Origin of the sequence: Microcoleus sp. Pol7_A1 (assembly GCF_036701085.1) — a bacterium.
Taxonomy (GTDB): domain Bacteria; phylum Cyanobacteriota; class Cyanobacteriia; order Cyanobacteriales; family Microcoleaceae; genus Microcoleus; species Microcoleus asticus.
Window position 1 is genome coordinate 20,425 of record NZ_JAUBQD010000029.1, and the last position, 13,554, is coordinate 33,978.

Annotated in this window: 11 protein-coding genes; 6 read left to right on the forward strand and 5 right to left on the reverse strand. The window is 46.2% G+C overall.

The window, feature by feature from the left end:
* Positions 1-33 precede the first annotated feature (33 nt).
* Entirely contained in the window at positions 34-807 is a 774-nt protein-coding gene (locus QUA20_RS17265) for a cobalamin biosynthesis protein (RefSeq protein ID WP_333190196.1), read from the forward strand.
* A gap of 4 nt (positions 808-811) precedes the next feature.
* On the opposite strand, the gene QUA20_RS17270 is transcribed toward QUA20_RS17265, so the two are convergent.
* Positions 812-1,180 carry a phage holin family protein gene (locus QUA20_RS17270; RefSeq protein ID WP_333190198.1) on the reverse strand — a complete coding sequence of 123 codons (369 nt, stop codon included), beginning with the start codon at positions 1,178-1,180 and terminating at the stop codon, positions 812-814.
* A 109-nt stretch (positions 1,181-1,289) separates the two neighbouring features.
* Here QUA20_RS17270 and QUA20_RS17275 point away from each other — a divergent pair, with 109 nt between their 5' ends.
* Positions 1,290-1,787 (forward strand): pentapeptide repeat-containing protein, encoded by a 498-nt coding sequence (locus QUA20_RS17275; RefSeq protein ID WP_172189179.1) that lies wholly within the window; start codon positions 1,290-1,292, stop codon positions 1,785-1,787.
* Positions 1,788-1,925: 138 nt separating this feature from the next.
* Here the strand turns inward: QUA20_RS17275 and QUA20_RS17280 are convergent, their stop codons facing one another.
* Positions 1,926-4,130: a transglycosylase SLT domain-containing protein gene (locus tag QUA20_RS17280; protein ID WP_333190201.1), complete on the reverse strand. Its 2,205-nt coding sequence runs from the start codon at positions 4,128-4,130 to the stop codon at positions 1,926-1,928.
* 337 nt (positions 4,131-4,467) lie between these two features.
* Here QUA20_RS17280 and QUA20_RS17285 point away from each other — a divergent pair, with 337 nt between their 5' ends.
* Positions 4,468-5,946: a leucyl aminopeptidase gene (locus QUA20_RS17285; protein ID WP_333190203.1), complete on the forward strand. Its 1,479-nt coding sequence runs from the start codon at positions 4,468-4,470 to the stop codon at positions 5,944-5,946.
* Between the two features lie 414 nt (positions 5,947-6,360).
* Positions 6,361-8,580, forward strand: coding sequence for a PAS domain S-box protein (locus tag QUA20_RS17290; RefSeq protein ID WP_333190204.1), 2,220 nt, complete (start codon positions 6,361-6,363; stop codon positions 8,578-8,580).
* A gap of 928 nt (positions 8,581-9,508) precedes the next feature.
* Here the strand turns inward: QUA20_RS17290 and QUA20_RS17295 are convergent.
* From QUA20_RS17295 to QUA20_RS17305, 3 genes are all read right to left on the reverse strand, one after another.
* Positions 9,509-9,907: an alr0857 family protein gene (locus QUA20_RS17295; RefSeq protein ID WP_333190206.1), complete on the reverse strand. Its 399-nt coding sequence runs from the start codon at positions 9,905-9,907 to the stop codon at positions 9,509-9,511.
* A 284-nt stretch (positions 9,908-10,191) separates the two neighbouring features.
* Positions 10,192-10,707 (reverse strand): HNH endonuclease, encoded by a 516-nt coding sequence (locus QUA20_RS17300; RefSeq protein ID WP_333190207.1) that lies wholly within the window; start codon positions 10,705-10,707, stop codon positions 10,192-10,194.
* Positions 10,708-10,933: 226 nt separating this feature from the next.
* Complete coding sequence (locus tag QUA20_RS17305; protein ID WP_333190209.1) at positions 10,934-11,188, reverse strand: hypothetical protein; 255 nt, start codon at positions 11,186-11,188, stop codon at positions 10,934-10,936.
* 93 nt (positions 11,189-11,281) lie between these two features.
* Here QUA20_RS17305 and QUA20_RS17310 point away from each other — a divergent pair, with 93 nt between their 5' ends.
* On the forward strand, positions 11,282-11,617 hold the full coding sequence (locus QUA20_RS17310) for a ribbon-helix-helix domain-containing protein (RefSeq protein ID WP_039886507.1): 336 nt from the start codon (positions 11,282-11,284) through the stop codon (positions 11,615-11,617).
* A gap of 516 nt (positions 11,618-12,133) precedes the next feature.
* On the forward strand, positions 12,134-13,465 hold the full coding sequence (locus QUA20_RS17315) for a D-alanyl-D-alanine carboxypeptidase (RefSeq protein ID WP_333190274.1): 1,332 nt from the start codon (positions 12,134-12,136) through the stop codon (positions 13,463-13,465).
* The last annotated feature ends 89 nt before the right edge of the window (positions 13,466-13,554 follow it).

A 13,554-nucleotide genomic window follows, 5' to 3' on the forward strand; every position in this document is an offset into this window, starting at 1 on the left:
CGGTCGCAGTGAAACTACAGAATAGATAACTGAATGATGAGCGATGAATTTACTTTAGATATGCTAGACATTCCCTGCGGTTGGAGGCGCGGCGAAGGGGACTGGACTGGAGTAGCGGCGGCTTTTGCTAGAGGGGAAACTGTCGAAGTAATTCAAGAAGTTGGTTCTACGTTGTGGCAAAACAGTCTGCCCGAAAAACATTGTTTGTATTGGGAGGGGGAAAATCTATCCACTATCAAAGCCCGAATTTGGATTAGTTTCACCCAGAGAAGATTTTCGCCGGACTCTGCTTTTCCCAAAGTTCAGTGGCATCCGAGAGTGTTGTGGCTAGGGATAGGTTGCGAACGCTACACAGGGCGAGAATTAATCGAAACTGCGATCCAAAATGTATGTCGCGGTTATCATTTAGCGGAAAGTGCGATCGCAGGTATTGCGACAATAGACACTAAAGCAGGTGAAGTCGGCTTGCTGGAACTTTGTCAAGCGCGAAACTGGCCGTTAAAAACCTTTGCTGCTGACATTTTAAGTTCCGTAGAAGTCCCCAATCCTTCAAATATTGCAGCAAAACAAGTCGGGACGCCCAGCGTAGCAGAAGCTGCGGCACTTTGTGCGATCGAACAGATATCTTGTACCATTCTCAAGAACAGGCAAGATGCCTGTGAAGCGAAGAGTGAATCTGCTTGTGGGGTGGGCATCCTGCCCGCCCGTGAAAGGCTTTTAGTCCCTAAAAAAATATTTCGCTCGGGCAAAAAAACAGGTTCTGTAACAGTAGCGGTTGCAGTTTGCCCGATCGAGTATCTGGGGTAATGTATTACTGAGACAAAGTATTGGCATTCACAAATCGACCAATCAACCCAGAAACGAATGACAACACAATTGAACCCAACAAAGCCGGCCAAAAACCGTTAACCGCAAAGCCGATATTGAACGCACCCGCCAACCATGAAGCCAGGGAAAGCGAAATTGCATTCACAACGAATAAAAACAAACCTAAAGTAATAATAGTCAAAGGCAGCGTCAGCAATGTAAGAATCGGTCTGACAATCGCGTTGACCAATCCGATAACAACAGCAGCCAGCATCGCCGCCGGAAAGCTAACCACCGCAATACCTGGTACAATGTTAGCGGTAATGACCAGCGAAACCGCTGCGACTATCCAAGTCAAGAAAAAACTTAGCATATGTTTTTTTTCATCTCCATCACTATTAATTAAGATTGTACCTGTTTAGTCGATCGACAAAAGTTCGGGATACACTACGAAATACCCACCTTGCGAGAATATCAGACTTATGAAACTCCGGCAACTAGCAGCCTTCCTCTTAGCCCTAACTATCTTCATCCTGCCGCGGTCAGCCCAGGCTCAATCTAAATATTACCCTCCTCCGCTGTCCTTTAGCAACGCCGAACTGACAAGACGCGATTTTTCGGGTCAAATGCTGCGGACTGCTGAATTTTCTAACGCTAATATGGACTTGACTAATTTTTCTAATGCCGATTTGCGGGGAGCAATTATGAGCGCTTCGGTGATGACTGAGGCGAATTTGCACGGAGCAAATTTAACTAATGCAATGATAGATCAAGTTAAATTTACTAAGGCAGATTTAAGCGATGCAATTTTAGTAGAAACAATTTTGCTGCGTTCTACTTTTGAGGAAGCTGATATCACCGGGGCTGACTTTACCGACGCAATTATGGATGGCGCACAAGTTAAAGAATTGTGCATAAAGGCAAGCGGTATTAATTCCCAAACTGGGATTTCTACTCGCGATTCTTTGGGATGCCGCTGATTTATTTTATAATCCCATAATTTAAATTTATGGAATATTGGTATGGGCGGCGCCGCAGCCCACTCCTAAATCAATAAATACACCAAATAAACTTGTTTGTGGAACGGGTTCTCCTGCTTCTGACAGCCTAAACCATAATTACTGAGGCTTGGCTTTTTTGAGAGAAGCCTCATAATTCTCACTCATTAACTGATTAACTTCTGGATTGTAAATCCGCAGATAATTCCAGTAATTCTCAAACACCGATTTTACGTATCCTTTCGTTTCAGGAAACGGAATCTTTTCCGCAAAAGCATCGGGGTCACTAAAATTAAACCTCTTCAACCAATCTGATACTGCATTCGGCCCGGCATTGTAACTCGCCACAGCTAACATCGAGTTATTCTTGTACTCGTCGTGAGTGTGATCCAAGTACCACGTACCGAGTTTAACGTTGTCGTCCACATTCTCCAATGAATACTTTTTGAGGCTGATTTTCTCAGCAACCCAAGCTGCTGTTTCCGGCATTACTTGCATTAACCCCGTGGCACCAACTGATGATTTGATAGCGGGCATAAACCGCGATTCTTGCCGGATTAATGCGGTTACTAATACTGAATTTATTGTGCGTTCTTTTGACCACTTGACAATGGTTTCTAAGTAAGGAAAAGGATAAAGTGCTTGCCAATAAATCGGTTGCTGTCTCAGAGCGAGGTATTGGGTTCTATCATCTGGTTTGTCGCGCTGCCGCAAACTCCCAACCATCCACAAACCGTCTAAATTGTCTCCGACTCCAATTCGCATTAAACCGTCGGTAAACTGTTCCGCAATACTTGGTTCTACGCGGTCGATAAATTCTACTTGCCACAGATTCCAGGCATCTCTATCTTGACCTAATTGATAGAGTTCTTTCAACGCAGGAGAACCGGCGGTTGGTTCGGGGCGCTGAGGGGGCCGCACTACATTCGGAGACAAATCTCGGACTGTGGTAAAGTCGCCTACGGGCCAGCCGAGAAGTACAGCCGATCGCCACGCAAAATATGATTCTGGATAGCGTAAGAGAGTATACTCAAATGCAGTCTTGGCGTCTTGTTGGCGGCCGAGTTGCTGTGCCCATTTTCCGACCCAAAATGCTGCTTCTGGAGCTTGTTCGCTGTCGGGATTGTTGGTGGTTAATTCTCTCGCCCACTGCCAAGCTGATTTTAAATCTCCGCCTTTGGCATACTGCTGGGCGATCGTCCACCGCAATTCGCCTGCTTTATCAGAATTATTGTATTTTGTCAAGAGCAACTTCCGGGTATCTGAGGCGGATTGACCGCTGCGTGCTTTGTCGAGAAGTTGGGATTTATCTAACAAAGCTTCGGGGGCATAATTGGGGAATTTGCTAATAACTCGATCGAGCCAAACGATCGCTTCTTTCGGTTCGCTCAGCCGCGACAGCCGAATTAAACCCAAACCAGTATCTTCGGCATCGGGAAACTCGCGCACTAATTCTTGATAGGCAATTCTCGATTCCGGAATTTTTCCTTCGAGCCACAAACCGCGAGCTTTTCGGTAAAGATTTTTGGGATTGCGGGGAGCTTTACCGTAAGCAATAGCTCCTTTGCCGTAATCCTGTTTTTCCCAATAGCCAAAGGCAATTTCTTCCCAATCTTCCGGTTTCAAAGCGGCGCTGTTTCGCTGCACAAGTTGTTCCAAAATTGTACCGTAATCGTTGACATAATGACCGTATTTTGCTACGAGCAGCATCAACTCCGGCTGATTGGGATTTTCTTTTAACTTAGCGAGGGCAATTTCTACGCTGCGGGGATGAGCGGGAAATTCAGTAATTGCCTGTTGCCAATATTCCGGTTTTGACTTGCCTAAAACATATAAAGCTTCCGCTGCTACCGGGTCGCTCGGATAGTTTTTGAGCAGTTCCTGCCAAGCTTTTTGGGCTTTACCTTTGTCCCCGCTCAATTGGTAAGCTTCTGCCCTTTTTAGGGCAATGTGAGCAGCTAAAACCGGATATTCTTGCTCTAATTTGTCCAATAATTTTAATGCTTTGGCGGCATTTCCTTGCTGGATTAAATCGCTGGCAAGCAGGTAGCGGGCGCGGCTTTGAGGGGAGATTTCCTGCTGCGGGTTCGTACTTGCAGACTGACTGGTTGCAAGTTCAACTAATTTCGCCGATCGCTCGCTCGGTGACAGCGATACCAGCATCTTGACTTGCGATTCGGAATTCGCGGCATTCAGGGGCTGCTGGGCCTTCTGGACAGAGCCAAAGCCCATCCATTTCATCGCAGCAACCAAAGAGCCGATCGCAATAACGCAAACTGAAACGCTGATTAAAACAGAAAATCGGGCCCGGCGTCGTTTTAGCATGGGAAAATTTAAGAGAATAAGAATAAAGAACCGATCGTTTGTCAAAAGGCATCACAGACCGGATGGGTGTTCAACGCCATCACAGGCCGGATACCTGTTTAACGAGAAATAAATGTTAAGAGTGGGGCGGGCCCTTTCAGCAGACCCCAAAACAGATTATTGAGATTGGTGCGAGATCCGATCGCAGGCGGACTTGGCTGATATAGTAGCAGAATTTATTTCGATGCGGAGCGGAGAATTTGTGCGATCGATCTATTTACCCGCACAAAGGAAAAACGACAAAGCACCAACTACAAAGTACAATCAAAAATCTAAAATCTAAACTGTAAATCAAAACATGGAATTTCTAGTCACCGATAAACCCGGCTCTGTTTGGACGGGAGACGCCCTGGCAATTGGTTTGTTTGAGGACGCCCTGGAACTCACCGGCGAGCTGGCACAATTAGATGAAAAGCTTGCAGGCACATTGAAAGAGCTGCTACTGGAAGTAGATTTTAAGGGCAAAGCTGGCACGAGCGCCATCACCCGCGTCGGTGGCAATAATCCCATTCGCAAAATAGCGATCGTCGGTTTGGGCAAAACAGAGGAGTTAAAATTAGACACCGTGCGGCAAGCTGCGGGTATTTGCGCCAAGTTAGCCAAAAAGGAAAAATGCAAAACCCTCGGAATTAGCTTTCCTGTATGGAACAACGCGCCGGATTCTACAGCAAGCGCGATCGCCGAAGGTGTAGAACTCTCCTTGAATCAAGACAACCGTTTCAAATCGGAACCTGACGACAAAAGCCCGCAAATCGAACAAATTCATTTGCTCGGTTTTGCCGGTACCGAAAGTGCGATCGCCCGCGCCCGCCAAATCACTGCCGGAGTCATTTTAGCACGGGAATTAGTCGCAGCGCCGGCAAATTTTGTCACCCCGATTACAATGGCCGAAACCGCTCAAAGTCTAGCGGCCGAATGCGGTTTAGAATTAGAAATATTGGAGCGGGAAGACTGCGAAAAACTAGGCATGGGAGCTTTTCTCGGCGTTGCCCTAGCATCTGATTTACCGCCAAAATTCATCCACCTCACTTACAAACCCGAAGGCACACCGCGCCGCAAAATAGCAATTGTGGGCAAAGGATTGACCTTTGATTCCGGCGGTTTGAACATCAAAGGAGCCGGCAGCGGCATTGAAATGATGAAAGTAGATATGGGCGGCGCTGCGGCTACTTTGGGAGCGGCAAAGGCGATCGGGCACATCAAACCCGATGTAGAAGTTCACTTTATCAGCGCCGTCACTGAAAACATGATTAGCGGCCGCGCCATGCGCCCTGGAGACATCCTTACAGCTTCCAACGGCAAAACAATTGAAGTCAACAATACTGACGCAGAAGGCCGTTTAACCCTGGCTGATGCTTTGGTATTTGCTGATAAATTGGGAGTTGACGCAATTGTCGATTTAGCAACTCTAACCGGGGCTTGCGTAATTGCTTTAGGCGAAGATATCGCGGGTTTGTGGAGTCCTCAAGATAGCGTCGCCGCCGAAATAGTCGCCGCCTCAGAATTGGCGGGCGAAAAATTTTGGCGAATGCCGATGGAAGAGAAGTATTTTGAGGGCTTGAAAGCATTGCACGCCGACATGAAAAACACAGGTCCGCGTCCCGGCGGTTCCATTACAGCGGCGCTATTTTTGAAGCAGTTTGTGAAGGATACTGCTTGGGCGCATTTAGATATTGCCGGCACGGTTTGGAGTGACAAAGAAAATGGCTACAATGGCCCTGGGGCTACCGGTTTTGGAGTTCGGACTTTGGTGCATTGGGTGCTGGGCGGCGCTTAATTGTGGATTTCCAGCACAAACATTGAGATGTTGTCTGCCTTAAAAGCCCGTTAGTCCATGAGTGAGCCAGGGGTTTAAGACCCCTGGCTTACAGCTTAAGTCATCTAAAAGTAAACTTAATAGCGATCATTAAAAATTTAAATGTTTCAGAAGCCATAAGTAGGCGAATTTATGTATTCCGTCACTACGAGGAACGTAAGCGTTGCGAGCCGCGACACGATCGCAATCTCTCATACTTGCCGAAAGCTTTGCTCCCCGGGCCCAACCTAGACTGTTTTGACATTCCCTGAAAAAATAGCTGTTTCATAAAAAATGAAAAAAGTATATAATTATGTAAACATTTCACTAGCAGAAATCAAATAATTATATTTGATCGGATTTGCATTGGTACAGATAACTTTTTTCTTGAACTTTATGCAAGAACAATTAACAATTTTTTTTTCAACACTTGCTGTATCTTCCCCACTCGGCTGCGACGCGCTGCCTGAGTTGCGACTGTACGCTGTTTTTGACTCGCTGACGGCACTGGCTTATTGCTCGATCGCCCTATCTTTAGTTTATTTTACCCGCCAAGGTTCTCACAGCAAGATTGTGCGGGTGTTTGCCGTTGGTTTTTTTGCCTGCGGCGCTGCTAAATTGACGGAAGTTTGGACGCTTTGGCATTCCATATATTGGCTGTCGGTAACTCTCAAAGCTGCAAGTGCTTTGATTTCTTTGCTTTTAGCCGCAGTCGCCCTCGCCGTCATGCCGAAAGCACTTGCCGAGTATGGTTTAAATCAAAAAGAAAAGTTTCAAAAACAGCCGTTAAAACAGGTAGAAGAAAATCAGCACCAGCATGATATTGAGAAAGGAGAATTGTCACAACAATCGCTCAATTTTTCTTCTTCAGATACTATTGTCGATCGCGCTTTAGCTCTCAATTCGCTTAACGAACAGTTAGAAAAAGAAATTGCCGACCGCCAGCGGGTTGAGGAACAGTTGCAACTGACTCAATGTGCGATCGACCGATCTGCAGATGCGGTATTCTGGATCGGGCCGGACGGTAAATTTTTGTATGTCAACGACGCTGCTTGCTCTTCATTGGGATATTCTGCAGCAGAATTGCTCTCGATGACCGTGCACGACATCAATCCAGATTTTCCCCAAACTGCTTGGAGTTTGCACTGGAAAGTCTTAAAACGCTGCGGTTCGGTTAATATTGAAGTTCACCACCTCACTAAGTACGGTCGTATTTTTCCGGTAGAAATTACGATCGACCATTTGGAATTTAACGGCAAAGAATATCAGTGTGCGTTTGCTCGCGACATTAGCGAGCGCAAGCGGATTGAGGCAGCTTTGCGAGAAAGGGAAGAAGAATTTAGGTCATTAGTTTCTAGCATTCCCGGTGCGGTTTACCGGTGCAGTGCTGCTGGGCGATCGAGCTTAACTTTTATCAGCAGCGGCATCGAAGCTATTTCTGGCTATCCCGCAGATAACTTTATGCAAAAACCGGTGCAGGCTTTTCCGAGTATAGTTCATCCCAATGACGTGCAGCATATCGAGACAACTATCGATCGGGCTATTAAAACAAAACAACCTTACACGCTCGAATATCGCCTGATTCACTGCGACGGAAATGTGCGGTGGGTTGCAGAGAAAGGTCAAGCCATTTTCACCGCAGCAGGTCAAGTCTTATCCCTCAACGGTGCCATTTTTGACATGACAGAGCGCAAAGCAGCGGAGGATGCTTTGAGGCTCTCCGAGGCGATCGCCAACAACAGAGCCCAGCAGCTAGAAATCGCTCTTAAAGAACTCCGAGAAACTCAAGCTCACCTAATTCATACCGAAAAAATGTCAAGTCTCGGTCAAATGGTAGCTGGAGTAGCTCACGAAATTAATAACCCTGTCAGTTTTATCTACGGCAATATTTCCTATGCCAGCCAATATATCAGAGACTTGTTGCAGCTTGTAGAACTTTACCAAAAACACTATCCTCAGCCAGCCGTAGAAATTCAACAATGTATTGATAATATCGATTTAGGATTTCTGAGAGAAGATTTGCTAAAAATATTATCTTCGATGAAAATGGGAGCCGATCGCATTCGCGAAATAGTTCTGAGCTTGCGAAACTTTTCGCGTTTAGACGGCTCGGTAAAAAAGCCTATTAACCTTCACGAAGGCATAGACAATACGCTCATAATTTTGCACAACAAACTGCGAGCCAGAGGCGACTCTCCCGAAATAAAAGTAATCAAAGATTACGGTAAACTGCCATTAATAGAATGTTATGCAGGTCAGCTAAATCAGGTATTTATGAATCTGCTTAGCAACAGTATTGACGCCTTGGAAGATGCTTGCCACCAAAAAAGGCGATCGGCTGTCGGCGACGATTGGGAACCAACTATTAGCATTCGCACAGAAGCCCTGAACGAAAATAGTATTTGCATCCGCATTGCCGATAATGCCATAGGCATGACAGAAGACGTGCGGAGCCGATTGTTTGACCCGTTTTTCACGACAAAACCGATGGGAAAAGGCACTGGTTTGGGGTTAGCCATCAGTTACCGAATTGTCGTGGAAAAACACGCCGGAGCCCTTAGCTGCCGTTCCGCCCTAGGAGAAGGTACGGAATTTGCGATCGAGATTCCTTTATGAATTAGTCCGACGGAAGTATCAAGACTTTGGCAGAAGCTATCGCTCACTCTAAATCGGGCAGTAGAAGTATCAAAAAAGGAAAACTTGCTGGAGTAGGAAGTGAAAACCAGCTCATATCAAATCCCGTAGCATCGTCGGGCGTAAAATCCAGTTCAGATGGCGACAATCGCCCCAAAACCATTACAGGCTAATGTTTTAGCGCTTGGGATAAGTTCATAAATTTGGGCTGATCGACTAAATAATCTCAATAGAGTAAAAAGTGCTTAGTTGTGATAAAAATGTGATAAAAACGAAAGGTCTCGTTAATACCACAAGACCCCAAGTGATAATATGCTACCCTCATTCTATCACAACATCCTCGCAAAATATCTCTACCCACAACAGCTATTTACGCTTCAGATGCTCGCACAAGTTGTTACAATTAGAGAAACAAGTTAGAAGAGAATGATTAGCTGCCACCCTGCCACTAACAATCTTACAAAATAGTCGCCGCCGTCACATACAACGTTTTTTGGCGTTGCTGGATTAAGGTATGATAAGCGCGATAGAGCAATCCTAAATGAGCCGTAAATTTTTTACCCCACCCCACCCCTCCCCTTACTAAGGGGAGGGAGTAAGAAATTCACAAATGATTGAGGATTGCTATATATCTTCATCTCACTCGATCGTAATGATTAATTGAATAGGGAACGGGAACACTATTAAACTTAAGATGTTGTTTCAACATCAATAAACTGACGACCGCAATCTACACAAATGTGATGAGTGTTTACCTCGGATCTTACCGTTCTTACGGAAGTCTTGGGAACAGCATTCAGGACATTGCATCAGGTTTGACCTCCATTTATAGCACCATTATGCAACGCCGAAAATATTTCCTTCTTGCTTGTTCCCTCTTGCTTGTTCCCTCTTCCTTCCACATCCGATATTAATCACCGACTTCCCCGACAACCTCCGCAGCAGCCTGAGTTTCGAGCCAGAGTTTGAGCAGTAAGAACTCCGCCCGATCGCCCAACACAGTCGCAAACACGCCGTCAGCCCCCTCAGACGCGTCAGAAATCCACGTACCGCGCAGAGTCACTTCTACAAAGTCAGCATCAGCAACACAAAGGGCGATCGCATCGTTGTCGTCTCGGCGGGCCTCAGATTCCAACAGAGACAGCGCCGGCAAATTCGCCGGCAGCAAAAATGCCGCAGTGCTCGGTTCGACGCTGATGCTTTGACCAACTCGCATAGCCAGCACAACTCGCAGCGCCACTAACTGTTCGGGAGATTGAGCCAAACGCTCGAGGTTAAAGCCCGTTTCAGTGTAAGTCAACTTCAGCATATTGACAGCCCTAAATTTGGAATTGAAAGTTAAAAATTGGTAATTGAAAATTGGTAATCGGGAATTGGTAATCGGAAATTGCGCTGCATGGTATCATCACGTTGATTTTTTGCTCCAAAATTACCTAAAAGCGGAGTTTTTTTTGTCAAAAAACCAGGTTGATTCGGTAATAAGTGCGTCCCTGAAAGTTGGTCATTTGTAATTTGTTTTAAGTTTTAAGATTGCCGCGGACAGCCCACAACCTAAATTTTGTTACCAATTACCAATTACCACTTACCAATTACCTATTCCCCAATTTGGTATTCGTGCCAAAACAGTTCGGCAAAAGCAACAGTGGGGTGTATGGGGGCCTTCGGCTTAGTTCGCAGAGACATTCCAGCTTCTACGGGAGTTCGATCGCCCTTACGGGAGTTGCACCGTTCGCAAGCAGTCACCACGTTGTCCCAAGTATGCGGGCCGCCCTTCGATCGAGGCATCACGTGATCTAGCGTCAAATGTCGATTGCTACCGCAGTATTGGCAAGAATGAGCGTCGCGGCGCAGAACTTCCCGGCGATTGACCGGGGGCACTTTCCACAGGCGTTCCCTGTTGCCAAAAGTCAAGCGGATTTGTTCGGGTACGTGGATGCTGCTGCTGGGCGATCGTACCAGCCAGCCGTTGCCAATGCTAAAATCCAGAGGTTCAGCCTTGCCTGTTACTAACAGTACGATCGCCCGTTTGATGTTGACACGGCTCATCGGTAGGTAATTCTGAGAAAACACCACCACAGATTGCCTCAATACATCAGTTACTACGTTCACGGCTTGCTCCTCCTCGTCAATTTTGGATTTTAGATTTTGGATTTTAGATGTTAGATTTTGAATTTTGGGTGCTTCATCAGCATTGGCTACATCTGGTTTTTTGCCAGTTACCCAAGCAGATCGAATTTCTCAAATATCCAATCAAATGCCCCCGCTTCTCTTACTTAGAAGCGGGGGCTAGAAAAACTGCTAAAGGCAAATTTTCATCCTGTCTTGGTACAGTCGTTTAGCTGTACCTCCCGCTTCGCGTATCTCGATATGGCTGTGCCACTTGCAGACCGTGCCGGTCTACCTCGTTGTAATTAATTTCTGCAATTTGTCCTAATCCACTATAACCGTGTTTATTTAGGCCCCGGCCCGCCCACGAGTTCGCTGCGACAGTCGCCCAACCCGTCCTAAAGACGTGCCGTAACGACTCGGAGCGACCCGTGGGGCGATCGCACTTCAGTTGATAGGTGGAGTAGGTGGGGAGAAATTTCAAAGTCGGCAGAAGGTGGTTAAGAGGCTTTCAATCTAGCTGTAAACATACTACACTGATATTACACATATGTCCACCCGTCACGGAGAAAAAATTATGCATACCCTACCTAGAACCTCAACCACCGAAATGGAAGTCACCAGCATTCGACTAGAAAGAGAACTCAAAGAGAGACTTAAAGAGCTCGCGGGCAATCAAGGCTATCAAGCTTTGATTCGAGATTTGCTCTGGAATTACGTGCAGCAGAAGTCTGGAGAGTATCGGCAGATGTTTTCTCGATCGGATATTCGAGCCAGCATTAATGCCACAGCGCAGCAGGAGGAACGCTGCGCGCTTACAGGAGAGTTGATTCGACCGGGCGGGCCGATGTTATTAGGCCTGACGATGCACGGGGAAATGGTGCCGCTGAGTATAGGGAGTATGGCTGGATAAACCAGTTTATCGAAAATTTGTCAGAGCGATCGGCCTGGGGCCTTCACCCCAGGCGCTGAAGATCGTACTATTTGAGATTTGAGATTTGAGATTTTAGATTTTAGATTGGGGAATGGCTTATAAGATAAGGGTTTGGATCGCTGGTCTAGAGTTGCATTATTTTTGGGAACTGGTATAACAATACTTCGGACAGTTTTTGATTGCCAACGGTAGAATAAGGGTTTCAAGGCGATTCGGCAAGTTCGCTACCAACGGCAAATCGTGGGTTTAAGACTACGAACTAAAAACAGTCCGGACTATTGTTATAAAATCCCGCAGTATTTAAACAATTTCTATTTAACCAACCACGAAGACGCCAACAGCGCGAAGAAAGATGGAGAAGAAGATAGCTACTGTCAGCGGTTCGCAATTCTGGTGAGGCAGATGCGGATGCTCCAAAACGCGCGGGCTAGTGCTAAACTTTCCATCGGGCGTGCCGAACAGACGATCGTACATTTGATGAAAAAAATTAAAGTAATGCTGAAAAACCGCTACTTGACTGCTGCGAGTTCGATCGCCCTTCTCACAATTATTGCCGGCTGCGCAGCTACTGAATCGCCCCAACTTGCATCTCCCTCTCCTGTAGCTGAATCTTCCCCGCCGCGGGTTAAACCAAGTCAGCCTCAGCCCTTAATAATCTCTGTTAACAATCCAGAAACCCCCACAAATACCAAAATCCAGCAATATCTCAACGGGTTGACAGCACAAGGTTTTGCCAAAGAAGACCAAGGGATCTGGATGCAATCTGGCAATACTTTGTTAGCCAATCATCAAGGTACAGTGCCTCTGTCAGCCGCTTCTATTACCAAAGTAGCAACATCTCTGGTAGCGCTGCAAGAATTTGGGCCGGAACATCAATTTATTACCTTAATTGGTACAACAGGAAAAATTGAAAACGGCGTATTAAAAGGCGATTTAATTGTTCAGGGAAGCGCCGATCCGTTGTTTGTTTGGGAAGAGGCGATCGCCCTCGGTAACGCCTTAAATCAAAAAGGCATCAAGCGAGTCACTGGCAGTTTGATAATTGTCGATAAGTTTTACATGAATTTTGAACTTGATTCCCTCAAATCGGGAGAATTGCTCAAACAAGGATTGAACAGTCAAATCTGGTCCAGCGAAGCCGCCGCCCAGTATCAAACATTACCTCCAAATACGCCGAAACCCCAAATAGAAATTGAGGGTACTGTAAAAGTTTTGCCAGCACCTCCCAACGGCGTCCAGCCTTTAGCAAAACATTATTCTTTACCCCTCGCCGAACTGATCAAAAAAATGAATCAGTACAGCAACAATCTCATGGCAGATATGCTAGCTGATACTGTCGGCGGAGCTAAAACAGTCGCGCAAAAAGCAGCAGCAGCAACCGGAGTTCCTCCCGCAGAAATAAAACTCGTCAACGGTTCGGGATTGAGCGAAGAAAATCTCATTTCTCCCCGGGCTGCTTGCGCGTTGTTTATCGCTTTAGAACGCTATCTTCAACCTTACAGCATGACAGTTGCTGATGTCTTAACTGTAGTTGGGAAAGATAAAGGAATACTGTCAGAACGGCCACTTCCAAAATTAGCAGTAGTCAAATCTGGCACGTTGGATAATGTTAGCGCTTTGGGCGGAGCGCTGCCAACTCAAAAACAAGAAACAGTGTGGTTTGTGATTATGAATCGCGGGGCAAATGTCGAGACATTTCGCACTCAGCAAGAGGTTTTGCTGAAAAGCTTTTTGAATGAGTGGGGAAGTGTTCAAGTTTCGCCGCCGGAATTAACGCCAAATCCTGCTAGAAATAGTAAGGTATCTCGCAGTGAAATTGTCAATTAATCGGGTTTGTAGTAAGGACTTTAGTTCTTGATTTTTAAGTAGCGTAAGGTGCGCCACAAGCACCTAGCCCGCTCAGGAGTGCGATCCTC

Excerpts from the sequence above, each read along its gene's own strand:
- QUA20_RS17295 (WP_333190206.1), bottom strand. The coding sequence starts at position 9,907 with ATGCTGAAGTTGACTTACACTGAAACGGGCTTTAACCTCGAGCGTTTG.
- QUA20_RS17290 (WP_333190204.1), top strand. The coding sequence starts at position 6,361 with ATGCAAGAACAATTAACAATTTTTTTTTCAACACTTGCTGTATCTTCC.
- QUA20_RS17315 (WP_333190274.1), top strand. The coding sequence starts at position 12,134 with ATGCTGAAAAACCGCTACTTGACTGCTGCGAGTTCGATCGCCCTTCTC.
- QUA20_RS17265 (WP_333190196.1), top strand. The coding sequence starts at position 34 with ATGATGAGCGATGAATTTACTTTAGATATGCTAGACATTCCCTGCGGT.
- QUA20_RS17310 (WP_039886507.1), top strand. The coding sequence starts at position 11,282 with ATGCATACCCTACCTAGAACCTCAACCACCGAAATGGAAGTCACCAGC.
- QUA20_RS17280 (WP_333190201.1), bottom strand. The coding sequence starts at position 4,130 with ATGCTAAAACGACGCCGGGCCCGATTTTCTGTTTTAATCAGCGTTTCA.
- QUA20_RS17275 (WP_172189179.1), top strand. The coding sequence starts at position 1,290 with ATGAAACTCCGGCAACTAGCAGCCTTCCTCTTAGCCCTAACTATCTTC.
- QUA20_RS17285 (WP_333190203.1), top strand. The coding sequence starts at position 4,468 with ATGGAATTTCTAGTCACCGATAAACCCGGCTCTGTTTGGACGGGAGAC.
- QUA20_RS17270 (WP_333190198.1), bottom strand. The coding sequence starts at position 1,180 with ATGCTAAGTTTTTTCTTGACTTGGATAGTCGCAGCGGTTTCGCTGGTC.